Origin of the sequence: Pseudooceanicola sediminis, assembly GCF_003575965.1 — a bacterium.
Taxonomy (GTDB): domain Bacteria; phylum Pseudomonadota; class Alphaproteobacteria; order Rhodobacterales; family Rhodobacteraceae; genus Pseudooceanicola; species Pseudooceanicola sediminis.
In genome coordinates, this window is sequence record NZ_QWJJ01000018.1 from 1 (window position 1) to 18,569 (window position 18,569).

18 protein-coding genes and 1 pseudogene are annotated in these 18,569 nt (G+C 62.6%); 12 read left to right on the plus strand and 7 right to left on the minus strand.

Annotation, left to right across the window (positions count from 1 at the left end):
- Positions 1-163, plus strand: a pseudogene (locus DL237_RS17550) (aldehyde dehydrogenase (NADP(+))); the annotation flags it as partial.
- A 46-nt stretch (positions 164-209) separates the two neighbouring features.
- Complete coding sequence (locus tag DL237_RS17555) at positions 210-1,112, plus strand: 5-dehydro-4-deoxyglucarate dehydratase (protein WP_199672142.1); 903 nt, start codon at positions 210-212, stop codon at positions 1,110-1,112.
- 99 nt (positions 1,113-1,211) lie between these two features.
- Here the strand turns inward: DL237_RS17555 and DL237_RS17560 are convergent, their stop codons facing one another.
- The 7 genes from DL237_RS17560 to DL237_RS17590 all read right to left on the minus strand — a co-directional run bounded on the left by DL237_RS17560 (position 1,212) and on the right by DL237_RS17590 (position 8,379).
- Positions 1,212-1,946 (minus strand): FadR/GntR family transcriptional regulator, encoded by a 735-nt coding sequence (locus DL237_RS17560; RefSeq protein ID WP_119400404.1) that lies wholly within the window; start codon positions 1,944-1,946, stop codon positions 1,212-1,214.
- A gap of 37 nt (positions 1,947-1,983) precedes the next feature.
- Entirely contained in the window at positions 1,984-2,838 is an 855-nt protein-coding gene (locus DL237_RS17565; protein WP_119400405.1) for an amidohydrolase family protein, read from the minus strand.
- The gene (locus DL237_RS17570) at positions 2,835-3,857 is read right to left on the minus strand and encodes an NAD(P)-dependent oxidoreductase (RefSeq protein WP_233545044.1); all 1,023 of its coding nucleotides are present in this window, start codon (positions 3,855-3,857) and stop codon (positions 2,835-2,837) included. Before DL237_RS17570 ends, DL237_RS17565 begins: the two co-directional genes overlap by 4 nt.
- 30 nt (positions 3,858-3,887) lie before the next feature.
- Positions 3,888-5,183 carry a TRAP transporter large permease gene (locus DL237_RS17575; protein WP_119400407.1) on the minus strand — a complete coding sequence of 432 codons (1,296 nt, stop codon included), beginning with the start codon at positions 5,181-5,183 and terminating at the stop codon, positions 3,888-3,890.
- A 22-nt stretch (positions 5,184-5,205) separates the two neighbouring features.
- Positions 5,206-5,682 (minus strand): TRAP transporter small permease, encoded by a 477-nt coding sequence (locus DL237_RS17580; protein ID WP_119400408.1) that lies wholly within the window; start codon positions 5,680-5,682, stop codon positions 5,206-5,208.
- Between the two features lie 60 nt (positions 5,683-5,742).
- Positions 5,743-6,759: a TRAP transporter substrate-binding protein gene (locus tag DL237_RS17585; RefSeq protein ID WP_158585675.1), complete on the minus strand. Its 1,017-nt coding sequence runs from the start codon at positions 6,757-6,759 to the stop codon at positions 5,743-5,745.
- 582 nt (positions 6,760-7,341) lie between these two features.
- The gene (locus tag DL237_RS17590; protein WP_119400410.1) at positions 7,342-8,379 is read right to left on the minus strand and encodes a replication initiation protein; all 1,038 of its coding nucleotides are present in this window, start codon (positions 8,377-8,379) and stop codon (positions 7,342-7,344) included.
- 616 nt (positions 8,380-8,995) lie between these two features.
- Here DL237_RS17590 and DL237_RS17595 point away from each other — a divergent pair.
- From DL237_RS17595 to DL237_RS17640, 10 genes are all read left to right on the plus strand, one after another.
- Entirely contained in the window at positions 8,996-10,198 is a 1,203-nt protein-coding gene (locus DL237_RS17595) for an AAA family ATPase (RefSeq protein WP_119400411.1), read from the plus strand.
- Positions 10,195-11,184, plus strand: a complete 990-nt coding sequence (locus tag DL237_RS17600; RefSeq protein ID WP_119400412.1) for a ParB/RepB/Spo0J family partition protein — start codon at positions 10,195-10,197, stop codon at positions 11,182-11,184. The genes DL237_RS17595 and DL237_RS17600 overlap by 4 nt, the downstream gene beginning before the upstream one ends.
- 173 nt (positions 11,185-11,357) lie before the next feature.
- Positions 11,358-12,323 carry a LysR family transcriptional regulator gene (locus tag DL237_RS17605; protein WP_233545045.1) on the plus strand — a complete coding sequence of 322 codons (966 nt, stop codon included), beginning with the start codon at positions 11,358-11,360 and terminating at the stop codon, positions 12,321-12,323.
- A gap of 161 nt (positions 12,324-12,484) precedes the next feature.
- Positions 12,485-13,504, plus strand: coding sequence for a TRAP transporter substrate-binding protein DctP (gene dctP, locus DL237_RS17610; RefSeq protein ID WP_158585676.1), 1,020 nt, complete (start codon positions 12,485-12,487; stop codon positions 13,502-13,504).
- A gap of 69 nt (positions 13,505-13,573) precedes the next feature.
- On the plus strand, positions 13,574-14,098 hold the full coding sequence (locus DL237_RS17615; protein ID WP_119400415.1) for a TRAP transporter small permease subunit: 525 nt from the start codon (positions 13,574-13,576) through the stop codon (positions 14,096-14,098).
- Positions 14,095-15,405, plus strand: coding sequence for a TRAP transporter large permease (locus DL237_RS17620; RefSeq protein WP_119400416.1), 1,311 nt, complete (start codon positions 14,095-14,097; stop codon positions 15,403-15,405). The genes DL237_RS17615 and DL237_RS17620 overlap by 4 nt, the downstream gene beginning before the upstream one ends.
- On the plus strand, positions 15,402-16,058 hold the full coding sequence (locus DL237_RS17625) for a glutathione S-transferase family protein (RefSeq protein ID WP_119400417.1): 657 nt from the start codon (positions 15,402-15,404) through the stop codon (positions 16,056-16,058). Before DL237_RS17620 ends, DL237_RS17625 begins: the two co-directional genes overlap by 4 nt.
- The gene (locus DL237_RS17630) at positions 16,055-16,636 is read left to right on the plus strand and encodes a carboxymuconolactone decarboxylase family protein (RefSeq protein WP_119400418.1); all 582 of its coding nucleotides are present in this window, start codon (positions 16,055-16,057) and stop codon (positions 16,634-16,636) included. The genes DL237_RS17625 and DL237_RS17630 overlap by 4 nt, the downstream gene beginning before the upstream one ends.
- Positions 16,629-17,516: an amidohydrolase family protein gene (locus tag DL237_RS17635; protein WP_119400419.1), complete on the plus strand. Its 888-nt coding sequence runs from the start codon at positions 16,629-16,631 to the stop codon at positions 17,514-17,516. The genes DL237_RS17630 and DL237_RS17635 overlap by 8 nt, the downstream gene beginning before the upstream one ends.
- Positions 17,513-18,313: an SDR family NAD(P)-dependent oxidoreductase gene (locus DL237_RS17640; RefSeq protein ID WP_119400420.1), complete on the plus strand. Its 801-nt coding sequence runs from the start codon at positions 17,513-17,515 to the stop codon at positions 18,311-18,313. Before DL237_RS17635 ends, DL237_RS17640 begins: the two co-directional genes overlap by 4 nt.
- The last annotated feature ends 256 nt before the right edge of the window (positions 18,314-18,569 follow it).

Below are 18,569 nucleotides of genomic sequence, written 5' to 3' on the forward strand. Positions count from 1 at the left end.
GACCGGCGTCGAGGTCGCCGACGCCATGGTGCACGGCGGTCCCTACCCCGCCTCCACCAACTTTGGCGCCACCTCCGTCGGCACCCTGTCCATCCGCCGTTTCCTGCGCCCCGTCTGCTTTCAGAACATCCCGAAGGGCGTCCTGCCCGATGATATCGCTTGAGCCCTGAGCGGCCGCGACCCCCTACAAGATCCAGGAGACAACAATGATTGCACCCAACGACCTGCGCGAAATCATCCGGAACGGCCTGCTGTCGTTTCCGGTGACACCTTTCGACGCCCAGGATAATTTCGCCAGAAAGCCCTTTCAGGCCCACCTCGACTGGTTGTCGCAATACCCCGTCGCCGGCCTGATCGTTGCTGGCGGCACGGGCGAGATGTTTTCCCTCGCCCCGTCCGAAATCGTCGACGTCGTGCGCGCCACCAAGGAAATCAGCGGTGATGCGCCCGTCATCGCCGGCTGCGGATACGGCACCCGCGTCGCCTGCGACCTCGCACGTGAGATCGAGGCGGCGGGCGGTGACGGCATCCTGCTGCTGCCGCACTACCTGACCGAAGGCCCGCAACAGGGTGTCGCGGACCGCATCCGCGCCGTCTGCAAGGCCACCAACATGGGCGTCATCGTCTACAACCGGGGTCAGGCGCGCGTTTCGGCCGAAGTGCTGGAGCAATTGGCGAACGAATGCCCCAACCTGATCGGCTTCAAGGACGGCACCGGCGATATCGACACCGTGCGTCGCGTCACCATCGCGCTTGGCGACCGCCTGTCCTACATCGGCGGCATGCCCACGCACGAGCTGTTTGCCCAGGCCTACAAGGGCGCCGGCATGCCAACATATTCGTCAGCCGTGTTCAACTTCGTGCCGGAAACCGCGCTGAAATTCCACGCGGCCTTCATGGCAGACGACAATGCCACCTGCGAGGCGCTGCTGCGCGATTTCTACTATCCCTTTGCCAAGATCCGCGATCGCGTCAGCGGCTATGCCGTCTCCGCGATCAAGGCTGGCGTCGCGCTGCGTGGCTTTGAAACCGGCCCCGTCCGTGCCCCCCTGACCGATCTGACCGAGGAAGAGCGCGAGATGATGCGCACCCTGATCGGTGATCATACCTGATCCCTGCGATCACCGCGCCTTGCGGCAAACGCAGGGCGCCCCTGCCGCCGAGACAATCGGTGGCCACGAACGCCGGCGCTGCCCCGAAAGGGGCGGCGATCAGCCGCCCGGCCCGAAGGTCTCGATCCTGCTCAGGATGTCTTCGCGCCCCTTGTGGACAAGCTGTAGCATCTCTTGTCGGCTGCGCACCGGATCCCCTGCGGAAATCGCATCTGCGATGGCGCGGTGATAGGGCAAGGTGATGCGCATGTTCTCGGGCAACAGCACCTCCGGTGACAGCATCGCATCAAAGAAATTGTCCAGCATCGGCTGCATGTGCAGGATGAACTGGTTGTCCGTGCCACGCAGGATATGCCGGTGAAAGGCAAGGTCGGCGGCAAACCAATCCCCCCTGCCCTCCAGCGCCGCTTCCATTTCGTCGCAGCACGCGTGCAGCACCGAACTGTCGAAATCGGGGCGGGCGGCGCAGATTTCGACCGCGATGGTTTCGATGGCCGCCCGAAACCGGGTCATGTCCTCGACGAATGTCGCGTCGCGGCTGTAGCGAAACCGCCAGGCCAGAACCTCGGGGTCGAACAGGCTCCAGTCGGACAGGGGCAGAACGATGGTGCCGGTCTTGCGCCGCACCTGAAGCATTCCCTTTGCGACAAGCGTGCGCACCGCCTCGCGCACCACCGTGCGTGAAATACCCAGCTCCTCACCGATCTCGGCCTCGTTCGGCAGAACCGCCCCGACGGGATAGCGTCCGATCATCAGCCATTTGGCTATCGCCTCGACCGCGTCACGGTGAAGGGAACGTGCCGGTGTCCGGGTCTGCTGGTCAGTCGGTTGCATTCAGATCTTTCTTTTGGTTGCGGCCCGCACGTCGGGATCATGCGGGGGCGATGCCTTCCCCCATTATCGCGGACTTGAACCCATAAACAACGGCTGGATTTTCGCACAGGATACGGTCGCGCACAGCCGGATCAGGGGCCCAGTCGCCCAAAAGCTTCAGCATCTTGGCGTCATCGGGGCGCGGTCTGATCTGGATATGCGGCCAGTTCGACGCCCAGAGCATCCGTTCCGGCGCATGTCGGACCAGCGCGCGGGCCAGCGCCGAGACATCATCATAGCCCGGCTGGCCAATCCGCGAAACCTCGTAGGGCGCCGACAGCTTGACCCAGACGCGGCCAGTGTCGATCAGCCGCAACAGACAGTGAAAGGCGGGGTGATCGGGCGCGACGGGGTCCAGGAACTTGCCGATGTGATCAATCACCACGGTGCCGGGCCAGGACAGGATCTGGTCGGCTCGCTGCGGCAGGTCGTGCCCGTCCAGTTGCAATTGGACATGCCAGCCGCAGGTTGCCACCCGTTCCGCGATCCGATCCACCTGGTCCCACGGGATGACGCCGCCCGCCAGCATCTGCAATCGCGCGCCGCAAAACCCCGCCTCGCTGAGGTCGCGCAGGGCGCGGTCGCTGACCGCATCATCGACAACGGCAACGCCCCGGGTCTGCTCTCTCCCGAGCGCCTCGATCGCCTCGGATGAAACGGTATTGTCGGTGCCGTATGCGGTTGGCTGCACGATCACGGCGCGGCTCAGGCCTAATGCGCGTCGGGTCTGGCGATAGCGTGCCACGTCATCCTCGACCGGGGCCGCCAGGGCACCGGGCACCGTCGGGGCGCCCTTGCGATAAACGTGCACATGGGTGTCGCAGGACCCGGCGGGAATGGCAAAATCGGTCATGTCGCGCTCCTGTCGGCGGGGGGGCGGGTGGCCAGGCGCGCCTGAAACCGCGTCGCGTCAGCGGCATTCACCGCCTCGTCCGGGACGCGGCCCAAGGCCATCTGCGCCACTTGTTCGACGACATGCAGCGCCTGTCCCTCTGCCGCCTGCGGGGTCTGGCCGCCAATATGCGGCGTGGCAATGACATCTGCGCGGCCAGCCAACGCGGGCGCGGGCCGCTGATCCGGGGCGCTGCCGACATCCATTGCGGCGCAGGCAATCTGCCCATGTTCCAACGCCTGTTCCAGCGCGGTCTCGTCCAGCAGTGCCGCACGGGCCAGGTTCACGAAAATCGCGGATGGCTTCATCAGGCCAAAGGCCTGCGCCCCGAACATCCCCGCCGTCTGCGGCGTTGCGGGTGCCAGGCAGACCACCACGTCCGACGCACCCAACAGCGTTTCAAAGGGCACGGCCCGGATGCCCCCCGGCAGCGTGCCGGGGGCGGGGTCGGTGATGATCACCTGCATGCCAAGGGCCTGCGCCAGCGCGGCAAGGTACCGCCCGATCACCCCAAAGCCGCAGATGCCCAGTGTTTGCCCGGACAGTTGCGCCCCCATGGCGATCTCGGGCGTGCGCCCGGCGCGATAGGCCGTCGTGGCCCGGCTGATGCCACGCGCCGCATCTATGATCAGCCCGAGCGCCAGTTCCGCGACCGACGCCGCGAAGGTCGGGATAGACCGCGTCACCAGCACCCCCTGCGCCGAAGCTGCCGCGACGTCGATCGTGCTGATGTCGACCGCACAGCGCATCACGGCCAGCACGTCCGGGGCCGCGTCGAAAAACGCCGCGCCGACGGCGGTCTGACGGTCCGCGATGACCAGGTCGCACCCCCGCGCCGCCTCGGCCAGCGATGCCCCCTCAAGCACGGCGCCCGTCGGGTTCAGCATCACGGTGCCATGTCGCGCCAGCGCATCGCGCGCCTTTGGCGGGAACTGCAAGGCCAGCGCCGCCGGCGTATGCGTAAGAAGAATTCGAAACATCATGTTCTTTCAGTAGACAGGAAAACGCGCTCAGTTGCCGAACACGTAGGACGGGATTGCGACGGTCAGCGGTTCAAAGAAGACGACCAGCAAAAGGGCCACGATCTCGGCTGCGATAAAGCTCCAGGAATAGCGCACCGTTTCGCTATAGGGGCATTTCGCGATGCTGGAGGCGACGAAGAGCAGCACCGCAACCGGTGGCGTGGTCGATCCGATCTGTGTCGCCATCACCAGGGCAAGGCCAAGTTGCAGATCGTTGATGCCAACCGCATGGCCGATGTGAACCGCGATCGGCACGGTGATGATCAGCACCGCCATGCTGTCGACGAACATCGTCAGGATCAGCATCACGGCCACCAGCAGCAGGAACACCGCCGTAGGATCCTGCGTCGTGGCCATGATGGCCGCCAGGATCATCTGGTTGAAGTTCAGGTAGGACAGCAACCAGCCAAAGCCGCTGGCGATGCCCACGATCCCCAGAACCATCGCCGTGGTGATCGCCGCCTGGACGAAAATCTGCGGCAGATCGCGCAACGTGATGGTGCGATACAGGAAAAAGCTGACCAGAAAGGCAAAGACACAGGCCACCACCCCCGATTCCGTAGCGGTGAAAACCCCGCCCAGGATGCCCGCGACGATGATCACCGGGGCGACCAGCGCCGCCCAGACATCGACCAGCGACCGCAGGCAGCGCATCAGCGAAAACCGTTGCCCGGACTTCTGCAATTCGGGATGGCGCGACACCGACAGCGACTGGATATAGACGACCGACATCAGCGCCAGCCCGACCAGGATGCCGGGGATGATCCCGGCCAGGAACAGCCCGCCCACCGATACGCTGGCCAGCGCGCCATAGACGATCATCGTCATGCTGGGCGGGATGATCGCGCCGATGGTGCTGCTGGTGGCGGTGATCGCGGCGGCATAGCCCGCCGGATACCCCTTTTCCTTCATCGCCGGGATCAGGACCGACCCGACAGCCGAGGTATCGGCGGTCGACGACCCCGACACGCCCGCAAAGATCATCGAGGACACGATATTGGCCTGCGCCAGCCCGCCGCGCATGTGCCCCACCACGGTTTCCGCGAAATCGACCAGCTTGCGGCTGATGCCACCGCGCGACATCAGCTCGCCCGCCAGGATGAAATAGGGCATGGCCAGCAGGCTGAAACTGTCCAGGCTCGAAAACATCTTTTGCGGATACAGCGGCAGCGCCAGGTCAGGCACGATCAGGATGCCCGCCAGCCCGACCAGGCCCAGCGACAGGATCACCGGAATTCCCAGAAAGATCATCAGCAGAAGGGCGACGAAAAGTCCGATAAGCATTGGTTGGTTCCGCCTTTCAGGATCAAACGAACGGTGTGGCGGGGCGCAGGAATGCGACCAGCCTGCGCAGGGCGATGATGATCATGTACCCGGCGCCCAGCGGAATGGCCCCGTAGACCAGGTGCATCGGCAGACCCAGCCCCGGACTTTTCTGAAATTGCAGGAACTGCGCCAGGCGGGCGGTCCCCACGATCAGCGCCACCGCCAGCGCGATCCACAGCAGATCGACAATGACAAAGAACAGCGCCCTGCCCCGGTGGGACAGGCGGTCGGTCAACGTCTCCATTCCGATATGCACGCTGTGCCGATAGGCCACGGGAATGCCGAGGAACACGATCCAGATCTGGCCATAGCGCTGCAACTCCTCGCTCCAGCTCAGCGACAGGTTCAGAAAGAACCGATTGCAAACCTGCATCGTGCCGACAATCACGATGCCCAGAAAGATGACGAAAATCACCATTTCGATCGTCCGGTCAAAGACCGCCCAAAACCGAGTCATGTGCAGGAACCCTTATCAGTGGTCATCCCGGCCCCTTGCCAGGGGCCGGGACACAGACGCTTATTGCGCGTCGCGGATCAGTTGCAGCAGGTCCGCCGCCCCCAGCTCATCCGCCAGTTCATCCTGCAAGGGCACGGCATCCTGGCTGAATTGCGTGGTGTCGACCTGGGTGATCGTCATGCCGACCTCTTCCAGCTGGGCCAGCGCCTTTTGCTCGCGGATCGGGGCCAGGGCGCGGTTGATCTCGATGGCCAGCGCGGCGGCATCCTCCAGCACCTGCTGGTCCTTTTCGGACAGCTTGTTCCACAGCGGCAGCGAATAGGTGATGACGGTCGGCCCGAACAGGTGCCGCGTCAGCGCCACGTGGTCGCTGACCTCGTACAGCTTGCTGGAATACACCATCGACGCGGCATGTTCGAACCCATCCAGAACGCCGGTCTGCAGCGCGGTGTAAACTTCGCCAAACGCCATCGGGGTCGCATTGGCCCCCATGGCATTCAACGCGGCGACATAAACCGGCGACTGGATCGTGCGGATCTTGAGGCCCTTCAGATCCTCGGGATTTTCGATCGCCTTGCCGCTGGTCACGACGTTGCGATACCCCCAGCTATAGCCCCATCCCAGCACCTTGAAACCGGATTGCTCGAACTTCGCGTCCAGCTTACCGCCCAGATCGCCGTCCAGCGCGCGCCCGACGTGATCGAAATCCTGCCACAGGAACGGCAGATCCAGCACGCCGCCCGCGGGCACGAAACTGTTGTACACCGCCGTACCCCCGACGTGCATCGTCGCGCCCGACCCCAGCTGCATGGCCTGCAAGACGTCCTGATCGCCGCCAAGCGCGCTGGAGCCGTAAACCTCGAAATTCAGATCGTCAGAGTGGCTGTTGACGTAATTCTGCATGACCCACGCGGTCATGCCATTGTCGTTTTCCAGATCGGCCACGGACGACATTGCCATCTTGATTGTCGTCTCTGCGCTGGCCGCGCCGGTCAGACCCACCCCGGCAACACCAAGGGTGGCACAGCCCATCAGCCATGCCCCGGCAAAGCGCCGGGCATTCAATGCGATTGTCATGATAGTTCCTCCCCTTCCCCGACACGCGCGGGGCAAGCCTCGATTGATTTTCTGCATTTGCAGACATGAAGAGGTGTCGCGCCCCAAAGGCTCTCCCGACCCAGCGGTGGCGACTCTTCTCCTGCACCGCACATTCTTACATAATATGTATGATGTAAAGACGGCAGTTGCGATTTTTCTCTCCCGGCAGATTTTCCGCCTCCCGTCCATTGCTGGTCAGCTTCGGATCAATACGCTCGAAGGAGATGGATCAGGGCCCGAGGCGAGCGCGCCTCCCGGCACGCCAATCCCATGGGAATACCCTGTTGAAGGCCGCTTAACTGCTCGCCCGCCGCATCATTGCTTCAGACATCGGCGTCCCGCAGACTTTCAATGCTGGACCGAACCCCGCTTTCACCGCCGCCGCACCGCTCAGATACCGTCAAGATACCGTTCAAATACCGACGTTGAAATTCGGGTACTTTTTCAGGCCTTACATCTTGGGCGGCGACGCCCCCTGCCCCGCCGGGCCAAGACGGCTGCCAGGCAAACGGACTGGTTGCCAACTGGCAATAACATCGAAAAAATATCAATTTCAGAGGGTTAAAGCGGGTTGGCTTCGGTGAACTTGCGCAGAAACGCCAGAAACGCGCGATCCGGATCGGCTGGCGCGTCCTTGCCTGCGGCCCAATTGCGCCACTCTCCCTCGACGAAATAGATGTCGTACCCCGGATGCCGCAGCCGCGCCGTTTCATAGGTCGTCGTGCGCAACGCCGGCCCTTTCTGGTCCAACCAGCCCGGGCGCGGCCGTGCCCCCTGCCCTGCACTGGGCGCGCTGACCTCCTCGGTACGGCCCTCGGCCTTGGCGCGCCGTCCAGGGGACGCGAATTGCAAGGCCCGCTCGACCTTGCCGGTCTCTTCGCCATCCTTGCGCCACCATCGCAACTCGACATGCGTCACGGACCGCCCGGTTTTCAACGGCTTCACCTCGACCATGTAATCCGACAGGGCGGAAACTTCGGCAACCGCAGGATCGACAGCCCGCATCCTAAGGTTCGACCAGGTCGTCAATTTGCCCTTGGGCACACCAAGCACACCCCGCAGCGACTCGACGCTGAACTTCTCAGATGACCGCCACCGCAGATTGCCGCGTTTCTGCACCATCTCGTACAGCGTCAGCGCATATTTTGACGACAAGGCAAACATCACCTCGCGCTGCAACCGCGCAAAGATCGTCGAGTTAGAGATGATTTTGCGCAACCGCGGGGGGATCTCGTATTCCAGCAGGCCATCGCCCCGCTCCATCTCCAGGTTGCCACCCAACAGCTGCACCCTTTCGATGGCTGGCTTGCCATCCCAAACGGCCTCGACCTTGACGATGGCGGACATCAGCCTTTCGATCGACTCCCCGATACGGTCATTCGAATTGTGCGATCCACGCAGATCCGCCTTGGCGATGACATGCAGGACCGGCTTGTCGATCGCTTCCCACGCATTTTCCAACAGCTGATTATAGATCCGCCGGTCGGTCAGCGTCAGCGGCGTGACCTCGATCAGATCCACCAGTTCTCCCGGCTTGACCAGCGACTCGCGGCTTGGCCGTGCGTCTACTGTCCTGTATTGTGATGTGGATTTGGCCATGACTGCTCTGGTCCATACCTGCTTTTCTTACTTTTGTAATCACGCCCATGTATTTTTACAAGAGAGATCCTTTAATGGACCAACCCGAAAGGTAAGCTTTCAATCGTACGCCATCGAAGCAAGAGAATCACATAGCCCTGCTTTTAAAGGGGAATTGGCAATACCTGATTCGCGCTGAGTCGCACCACCCGGAAAGTAAGATTTGGACACCCGGAACGTAGCGCCAGCCCCCCCAACCTGTAAGGCCAGCCATCCCGATTGGTAAGCAAAACCGTCCCGTAAAGTAAGGCATCAGCGAGAAAAACCCTTGGATCGCAGGCCCACAGGCATCGTGAACAGATGAATCCTAGAATCCAGAATAGAGCTGGTTTTTTTGATTTGAGATTTTAGAGTTTGCCCGACCGCAGGCGGAAAAGCCCTCAATTGCAACGTTTCGGGTGCTGGCAAGGTCCCGGACCCTTCCGAAGTCCAAACCCTGAGCCGTAAAAGCCAGTCTTCCGGTTTTCAGCACGTCGGCGCCGAAAGTACCGTTTTTTCCAGAATTCGCCCAAAAATTCGCACTTGAGCCGAACCGGTACAAAAGGCATGATCCGCCCAAAACCCCCATGAGGCACAGATGACGGACGCGCAAACCTACCCGGTGACACTGGACGAAATCGATGCTTTGGCAGAGCGGGCCGATACCGTCATCAAACGACTGAGAGAACGTGTCTTCGCCCCCGGCACCCAAAAAGCACTGGATCTGAGGTTCAATGTTCGCACAGCGTCGGAGATGGTCGGGCGCACCGAAAAGGCCATTCGAGACGCAGAAGCGGACGGTAGGTTGCCCACACCAGACAAGGACGAAACCACCGGCCGGCGCAAGGGCTATGCGCTGGATGAGGTCAATCGAATGCGCGAAGTCTTCGGTACCTTGCCGCGACGACGTGATGGTGACCCTGCGACTGTTCTTGCCGTTCAGAACTTCAAGGGTGGTGTTGGTAAATCGACAGTCGTCGTCCATCTGGCCCAGTACCTCGCACTCAAGGGCTATCGTGTCTGCGTCATCGACTGTGACAGCCAGGGTTCGACCACGTCGATCTTCGGCCTCAACCCCGACGTCGATGTGGACGAGGAGGAGGACACGCTCTATCCCTTCTTCCGCCACGGCGGCCCGCCCAGCTTGCACTATGCGCTGCGCGCCACCTACTGGCCGAACGTTGCGCTGATCCCTGCGAACCTCGGTCTTTATGACGCGGAATATGAGTTCGCCGCCCGGATGCTGCGCGAACAGAGCTTTGTGCTGGATCGCCTCCGACAGGGGATCGACACGATTTCAGACCAGTTCGATGTCATTATCCTGGATCCGCCACCCGCCCTTGGCATGATCTCGCTATCTGTCCTGCGGGCGGCCAACGCGCTGATCATTCCGGCGCCGCCAAACAATATCGATTTCGGATCGACTGCGCACTTTCTCAAGATGATGGGCGCGACCCTGAACGAGCTTTCCGAACACGGAGGCCCGCGGGGCTATAATTTCGTGAAGATACTCGCGACGAAAATGAATGATCAGAAAAGCGCCCATGTCGCCATAAAGCGCGTGATGGAGGCGGTTTTTCCCCACGATCTCATGCAGTCTGTTCTGAAAGACAGTGCCGAAATCGACAATGCCACCGCCAATCTGATGAGCGTTTACGAAATCACCGGCCCGGCAACGCGGACGGACACGCACAAGCGCTGTCGCGTCTACCTGGATGCCGTCGGTCGCGAAGTTGAAACCCTGATCCGCAAGACATGGCCCAGCCATCACGCGGCACTCAGGAAGGAGGGTGTACTATGAGCAAACGTCACGATGCGGTTTTCGACGACGTGCTTGCAGGCCTGGGAGAGACGGACAAACCCGGTCGGGACAGGTCGGGGACCCGGTTCCTGAAACGGTCGACCACCATGGCCGAGCAGGTTGCAGGTGAACGACAGGAAAAGGTTCTGCGTCTGGTCGATCCTGACAGCTGCGTCATGTGGGCGGGGCACAACAGGGCCTATGATTTGCTGACACCGCAGAATTGTCGTGATCTGATCGACGGCATCCTGTCGCAGGGCAAGCAGGAATTCCCGGCGATCGTGCGCAGGCTGCGGCCCGCACAGGACGGGCAGGGGCCCGAGTTCGAGGTGATCTGTGGTGCCCGGCGCCACTTTGCCGTCAGCTGGCTGCGGGCCAACAACTATCCGCAGTTCCGCTACCTGGTCGAAGAGCGGGTGATGACCGACGAAGAGGCTTTTCGTCTGGCAGACATCGAAAACCGCGACCGCGAGGATATCTCGGATCTGGAACGGGCGCGGGATTATGCAAAGGCGGTCGAGGCGTATTATCAGGGCAAGCAGAACCTGATGGCGGAACGGCTTCAGGTGTCCGCAGGATGGCTGTCGCGATATCTGCAACTTGCCAAGCTGGATGACCGGATCGTTTCGGCCTTTGCGTCGTTGCGCGACGTCAAGGAACTCCACGCCAGGCAGCTCAAGCCGTTGATGGCGAGCGAGCAGGGCAGGGCGGCGATCCTGCAAGAAGCCGACCGGATCTGTGCTGAACAGAAACTGGCCGAGGTGCCGGTGGCGAAGGTGCTCAGTCGCCTCAAATCCGCGGCCACCCCACCAAAACAGCGCAACGTGGCCGACAAGGTCTATCGCCAGAACGAAGGCCAGGCCGCCGTTCAGATGCGCAGCAGGGGCAACCGTATTCAGCTGGAGTTCGACAAGGGGCTGGATGACGATGCCTTGCGCCGTGCGCTGGAACAGTTCATCGCGGACCGCAAGACGGGAAAATCCTGATTGCCAACTGGCAATAATCGGTAAAATACATTGAAATCAATCGGATATGAAGTCTCACACCCGCAGGGTTCAGGGGTTGACCTGCATCCCGGTACGGACAGGGTGGCACTAATCCGTGCAGGGCAGATGATCGTCCGCGATCAGCCTGTAAAACATATCCAACAGGAGCAATGATGGCCGCAAAGGGCACTCCGACCAGCCGGCATCCGACGATCAGCCACCGCGACTGGCAACCCGAATTGCGGACCCTGCGTTACTTCGTCTGCGTCGCCGAGGAAAAGAACATGACCCGCGCCGCGGAACGGCTGCGGATCGCGCAACCTGCGCTCAGCCGTCAGATCACCAGGCTTGAACAGGATCTCGGGGTGGCCGTGTTCATCCGCACTCCGCGCGGGGTCGAACTGACGGAACCGGGCGAGGTGCTGTTGCGACGTGCCTATGGTATTCTGGCGCAGATCAGCCAGGCGCATCACGACGTCACGGCCCATGCCGATGCGCCACGTGGCGTGGTGGTGGTGGGGATGCCGCCCACGCCCGGCGAATTCATCGTTCCACCGCTTTATGAACATATCAAATCGCACTATCCCGAGATCGAGTTGCGTTTTGTCGAGGGGTTCTCGGGCGATCTTGAACGCAAGCTGGTGAGTGGAGAGATTGGTCTTGCCGTGATGCACGACGCCCCAAGCCGGCGTGACCTGATCATCACCAACCTGCTGGTCGAACATCTGTATGTCATCGGCCCGCCGGGCTCGCTGTCCCAGCCCAGTTATACGCTGGCAGAGGCGGTCGCGCTGCCGCTGATCATGCCCAGTCGCCCGAACTTCTTGCGTATCCTGGTGGACAAGCACGCCGACGCCATCCAGCACCCGCTGAACGTGGTGCAGAGGGTCGACGGTGTCTGGCATCTGAAGGCGCTTGTGCGCCATGGCTACGGTTTCACGATCCTGACCTACGGTGGCGTCCTGTCAGAAGTGCAGAACGGCACGTTGGAGGCGGCAACCATCACCGATCCCCAGATCGACTGGACGCTTTGCATCGCCACGAAGGCCGACCAGCACCACAAGATGGCGATCCAGCTTGTCGGGGAGTCGGTCAAGACCATCCTCGGTGATCTTGTCAGGCGGGGCATCTGGCGCTGACCTTTGCCACCTTGCCGGCGTTTGCCAAGGCATTCCTGAAAGGTATGGCGGGCATATCCATATGGTATTTGAAACATGTCGGTGCGGAAGGCAGGCTGCCCCAACGAGGAAGAGAATTGTGGCGCCGAGCAGATGGCCGCCATATTTTAGGGAGGAAAGACATGACTATTCTATCCAAGCTCCGGGTTGCGACCCTGGGGGTCGCCTTCGCGACGTTCGGCGCGGGCATGAGCCAGGCAGACGTGTACAAATGGATCACGTTCAAGCCGCAGGGCGCGGGCGATGCCCAGGCCCTCACGACTCAGTGGCTGGTCGATGAGTTCGCCAAGCGGACCGAGGGCAAGCACTCCATTCAGGTCTTCTGGGGCGGGTCGGTCGCCGGAACCAAGGAAATTCCCGATGTGCTCGGCGCTGGTGCGGGCGATTTCGGTGACATCGTGACGCCATATTTCCCTGATCAGATGCCGCTGAACAACGCCGTCGGCTTTTTCATCCCGCAGCCCAAGAACTCGCTCGAAGTGGGCGAATTCATGGAAAACCTGCACGAGACCTATCCGCAATTCGACGAAGAACTGGCGAGCCAGAACCTCTATGCCTTCGGGTTCCGTCCGCTGGAAGCCTATGGCCTGCTGTGCACCAAACCGGTCAAGAACATGGCCGACATGAAGGGCTTGCGGGTGCGGTCCTACGGGTTTGCCTATCCTGCGCTGATCGAGGCCATGGGCGCGACCCCGGTGTCGATCGCCACGTCCGAAACCTACGAGGCGCTGGAACGTTCGATCGTGGATTGCACGCCCATTGGCCCGGCCCTGGCGCGTGGCTGGAAATACGACGAGGTTGCCAAGTACTACATGGAAATGCCCCTTGGCGCGTCCTTCGGGCACCTGTTGGCAATGAACCTGGACAGCTACAAATCCATGGATCCCGAAACCCAGGCGATCGTGGATCAGCTGGGCCATGACTACCTGGTCGAATATACGCGCGTGCTGGACGAGGACGACGCCCGTGTGCGTGAGCTTTGGAAGGGCGAACTGGGGGTGACCGTCATGGACTTCCCGACAGAAGAGCTGACGGCGCTGGTCAATGATCCTGGCGTGCAGGCAGTGCGCGCCGAATGGATCGAAAAGGCCGACAAGCTGGGCGTTCCCGCTGAAAAGATCGCGGCTGAACTTCAGTTCTGATCGCATTTCGCGGGCGTCGCGTTTCGACGCCCGCTTTCCCTCCCGCATCGTTTCCGTAAGGAGCTGACTATGGAATCGCTGGAACAGATACGCCGTGGCTACGGCGTGTTTCTAAGGTTTTGCGGCCTGATCGCCGGTGTGCTGACGTTTGTCGTGATGTGCCTGGTGGTGGCGAACGCGCTGTTGCGGTTCCTTGTGAACGCGCCGATCGCAGGCACGCTTGAGCTGACTGAAAGCGCGCTGCCGCTGATCATTTTCCTTTCTCTGGCCCTGACCCAATGGCAGGGCGGCCACATCAAGGTGGTCCTGCTGACGCAGCACCTGCCGGCGGGGGGGCAACGCGCCTTCAAGGCGTTGGCGATGCTGCTCGGGGCGCTGCTTTTTGCCTGGGCGGCCTATGCCGGGTTCCTGATGGCGCTGAAATCCTGGTCCTACGGAGAGCTTGAGCGCGGTGCGATCCGCTTTCCGATCTGGCCGATCAAGTTTGCCGTGTTTTTCGGTCTTTCCATGCTGTCCCTGCAATTCCTGATCGACGCGCTGCTGGTGGCGGCTGGCGGCCGACTGCCCGACTCCGAAGTGGAACAAACGCAATGAGCTCTCTCGCAATCGGCCTGATCGGCGTCTGCTGCCTGTTCGCGGCCATCCTGTCCGGCGTCAACGTGATGGTGGCCCTGGGGGCCGTCGGCGGCCTGGGCCTTGCCGCGATCCTGGGCTTTGGCGCGGCGACTGCCATGCTGGGCACGGTGTTCTTCGACACAACCCATTCCTTTCACTTCTCGGTCATCCCGCTTTTCCTGCTGATGGGCTTTTTCGCAATGCGGGCCGGTCTGGGAGAGGACATGTTCGAGGCGACCAGCCGCTGGTTGGGCAACCTGCGGGGCGGGCTGGCGATTTCCACCACGCTTGGTGCGGCGGCCTTTGGCGCGGCGTCGGGCTCGTCCGTAGGGACCGCGACGGTGTTCACCAAGCTGGCGCTGCCGGAAATGCTGAACCGGGGCTATGACAAGAGCCTGTCCGCCGCGTCCATCGCCATCGCCGGGACCCTGGCGGTAATGATCCCGCCGTCGTCGCTTGTCGTGGTCTATGGCATCCTGACCAACTCCTCCATCGGGGCGCTGCTGATCGCAGGGTTCATTCCGGGGATGGTGTTTGCACTGCTGCTCTGCATTGCCATCTGGCTGACGGTGCTGCGCAACCCGGCGCTCGCGCCGCACGTCCGGCAAAGCTTCACGTTGCGCGAAAAACTTGCGTCGCTGAAACTGGCCGGACCGCTGGTGTTGGTGATCGGGGTGATTGTCTCGGGTCTGTATTTGGGCGTCTTCACCCCGACCGAGGCGGGCGGCATCGGCGCGGCCTTCACCTTTGTGCTGGCTCTGATCCGTCAGCGCGGCCTGAAGGGGATCGAACTAAAGCGCACGCTGATCGAGACGATCGAAACCTCTGCGATGATCTTCGCCATCCTGATCTGCGCCCTGGTGTTTTCCAAGTTCCTGGCAATTTCAGGCCTCGCAAACACCGTCGGCAGCTTTCTGACCGGCCTGGATGTGAACCGGTGGGTCGTCGTCGCGCTGGTGTCGCTGATCTATCTGGCGCTTGGCATGTTGATGGATGCCCCTGGATTGCTGGCGATCACGCTGCCGATCACTCATCCGGTGATGATGTCGCTGGGATTCGACCCGGTCTGGTTCGGCGTCTATGTCGTGCTGCTGGTCGAGATCGGCGCGGTAACGCCGCCTGTGGGGATAAACTGCTTCGTCGTGCAGGCAGCGTCGGAAGGCCGCGTCAAGCTGGAGGAAGTGTTCCGCGGGCTGGTGCCTTTCGTGCTGGCAGGGTTTCTGATGCTGTTCCTGCTATGCCTGTTCCCGCAGCTTGCCCTGTTCCTGCCGGAGACGATGAAATGAGCGTTTCCGCTCACCAGTCCCTTGGCTGGCCGGACGCTGCCGACGCGCCGCTTGAACTGCGCTCGACCAAGACGTCGCCCTATGGGCGCAAGGCGCGAATTGCGGCCCTCGTGCTGGGCTTGGCTGACGGGATCGCGGAGCGGCCCGCCGATACCCGCGATCCTGGCGACGACCTGCGTCAGCAGAACCCGCTGGGAAAGATGCCCTGTCTGATCGTCGAAGGGCAGGCGTTGTACGACAGCCGCGTGATCCTGGAATACCTCGATGCGGTTGCCGGGGGCGGGCGGTTGTTTCCGCGCGATGGCCTGGCCCGGTTTCGCTGTCTGACGCGCGCCTGTCTGGCCGACGGCATCACCGACGCGGCCCTGCTTGTCGCATACGAGGGGCGGTTTCGCAGGGCAGACCAGATGTCGGATATCTGGCTGACGCATCAGCGCGGCAAGATCGAACGCGGGCTGAGCGCCCTTGCCGCCGATCTGCCCGACCCCCGCGTGACCGACGCCGCCGCCATCGCGCTGGCCTGCGCGCTTGGCTACCTCGACTGGCGTCAGCCCGTGCAAGACTGGCGCGGCCGGTATCCGACCATCGCGGCCTGGCTGGCGGCCTTCGCTGCCGCAGAACCCGCCTTTGACATGACGAAAGCTCCGACATGACCGAACAGTCCCCCTGGCCCGTGCAACGCCTCGCACCGCCGGATCCCGAAACCTATTCGCCGCGCCAACGCGAGATCCATGAAGCGATTGCCAGCGGTCCGCGCGGCGGTGTTCGCGGTCCGTTGGCGGTCTGGCTGCACCGGCCCGAACTGGCGGCCGCCGCGCAGGCGCTCGGACAATACTGCCGCTATGACAGCACGTTGGAACCGCGCCTGTCCGAACTTGCCATCCTGACCATCGCGCGGATCTGGGGCGCGGAATTCGAATGGTTCGCGCACAAGGGGCACGGTCTTAGGGCCGGCCTGTCCGATACGGTGGTCGAGGCGATCCGGCGCGGAGACACCCCCGTTTTCGATCGGGAGGACGAAGAGGTTGTCCATGCCTTTGCCCGCGCGGCCCATGTCGACCGCCAGGTGCCGGACGCCCTGTATGCCCGTGCCATTGATGTGCTGGGCGAACAGCGCGTCGTCGATCTGGTCGGTGTGCTGGGATATTATTCGCTGATCTCCCTGACGCTGAACATCTTTCGAATTTCGCCCCCCGACACCGCCCCGAAGGAGCTTGGCCCGGATGAATGACGCCCCCATCACCTGGAATCCCGACATCCACAAGACCACCGTGGCCTTGCCTGCGGGTGCCACCGATTGCCATTGTCATGTGTTCGGCCCCGTGGCGCGGTTTCCCTACGCTGCCAGTTCCGGGTTCAAACCCGGCGACGCGCCAAAGGAACAGCTGTTCGCGCTGCATGACATGATGGGCATCGAACGGTGCGTGATCGTTCAGTCGGGCTGCCACGGCTTTGACAACAGCGCGACGGCAGATGCGATCGCGGCCCGGCCCGGGCGCTATCTCGGTGTGGCCCTTGCCCCGGCCGATATCAGCGCCGAGGACATCGCGCGTCTGGATGCGCAGGGCTTTCGGGGCATCCGCTTCAACTACATGTCCCACCTCGCACCCGGCGCCAGCGCCGATCAGCTCAGGGCGCTGGCGCCAAGGCTGGCCGAGGCCGGCTGGCACTTGCAGGTCCACATGGAAGACACGCTGATCGAGGAGCTGGCCCCGGTGCTGGCCGCTTTGCCCATCCCGGTGGTGATCGATCACATGGGCCGCGTCGATGCCTCGCAGGGGTTGGATCAGGCCCCCTTCACGGCGCTGATGCGCCTGATGGAGGCAGAGCACCTGTGGTGCAAGGTATCGGGCAGCGAACGGGCCTCTCGGCAAGAACCGCCCTACGGCGATGCGGTGCCCTTTGCGCGCACCTTGGTCGGGGCATTCCCCGACCGCGTTCTGTGGGGCACCGACTGGCCGCATCCGAATTTTCGCGCAGCGCCGCCCGATGACGGTGACCTGTTCGACCTGATTCCGCAGATTGCCCCGACCCCGGCGCTGATGCAGGCGCTGCTGGTCGACAACCCGGCACGCCTCTACGGCTTTGCAACCGGCGAGGGTCAGCAATGAGCGGGCGTCTGCAAGGCAAGGTTGCCATCATCACTGGCGCGGGTTGCGTCGGTCCTGGCTGGGGCAATGGCCGTGCCGCCTGCGTGCGCTTTGCCGAAGAGGGGGCCAGGGTCTTTGCCGTCGATCTGCGCGGCGACACGCTGGAGGAAACCCTGCGCCGCACCCGGGACGCCGGCGGAGAGATCGAGCCCCACCTGTGCGACGTCACCGACCGCGCCGCTGTCGAGGATATGGTTGCGGCCTGTATCGCTCGCTTCGGTCAGGTCGACATCCTGGTCAACAACGTCGGCGGTTCGGCCAAGGGCGGTCCGGTCGAGATGGACGAGGCGACATGGGACCGCCAGATGGATTTCAACCTGAAATCCGTCTATCTGACATGCCGCGCCGTGCTGCCGCACATGGCGCAGCAGGGCAGGGGGGCCATCGTGAACACCTCCTCTACCTCGGGCCAGCGTTGGACCGGGGCCGCCCAATCCGCCTACGCGGCGACCAAGGCGGCGGTGATCCAGTTTTCCAAGGTCGTGGCGGTGGAATATGCGCCGCGCGGGGTGCGCGTGAATACCATCGTTCCCGGCCAGCTGCATACCCCGATGGTCGAGGCGCGCCTGGCCGGGCAACGCTCTGGTGGGGATGTCGATGCGCTGCTGGCGTCGCGTGTCCGCCGCATTCCACTGGGCTTCATGGGCGACGGTCGGGATACCGCGAATGCCGCGCTCTTCCTCGCCTCGGACGAGGCGCGCTTTGTCACCGGAACCGAAATCGTGGTCGACGGCGGTATGACGGCCCGCTGCGACTGATCCCGCCGCAGGTTTGGCCAGCCAAGCCTGTGGGCGCCTCTCTGCGCGCCAGGAAGACCCTGATCAACGCGCTCGCACGACACACCACCGCCCGGCTGCCTGCCGCGCGGTGGTTTTCGTTTGGCACGTCGCCTTTGTCCCTTTCCTCCTGAATCGCACCCCCACCTGCCTGCGCTGCGCCGGGCTGGGCGGTTTCGCGCGGACGGTACTGCCGTAAACCTCGGCAGGTTCACGACCATATTTTGTAAAATAAAAA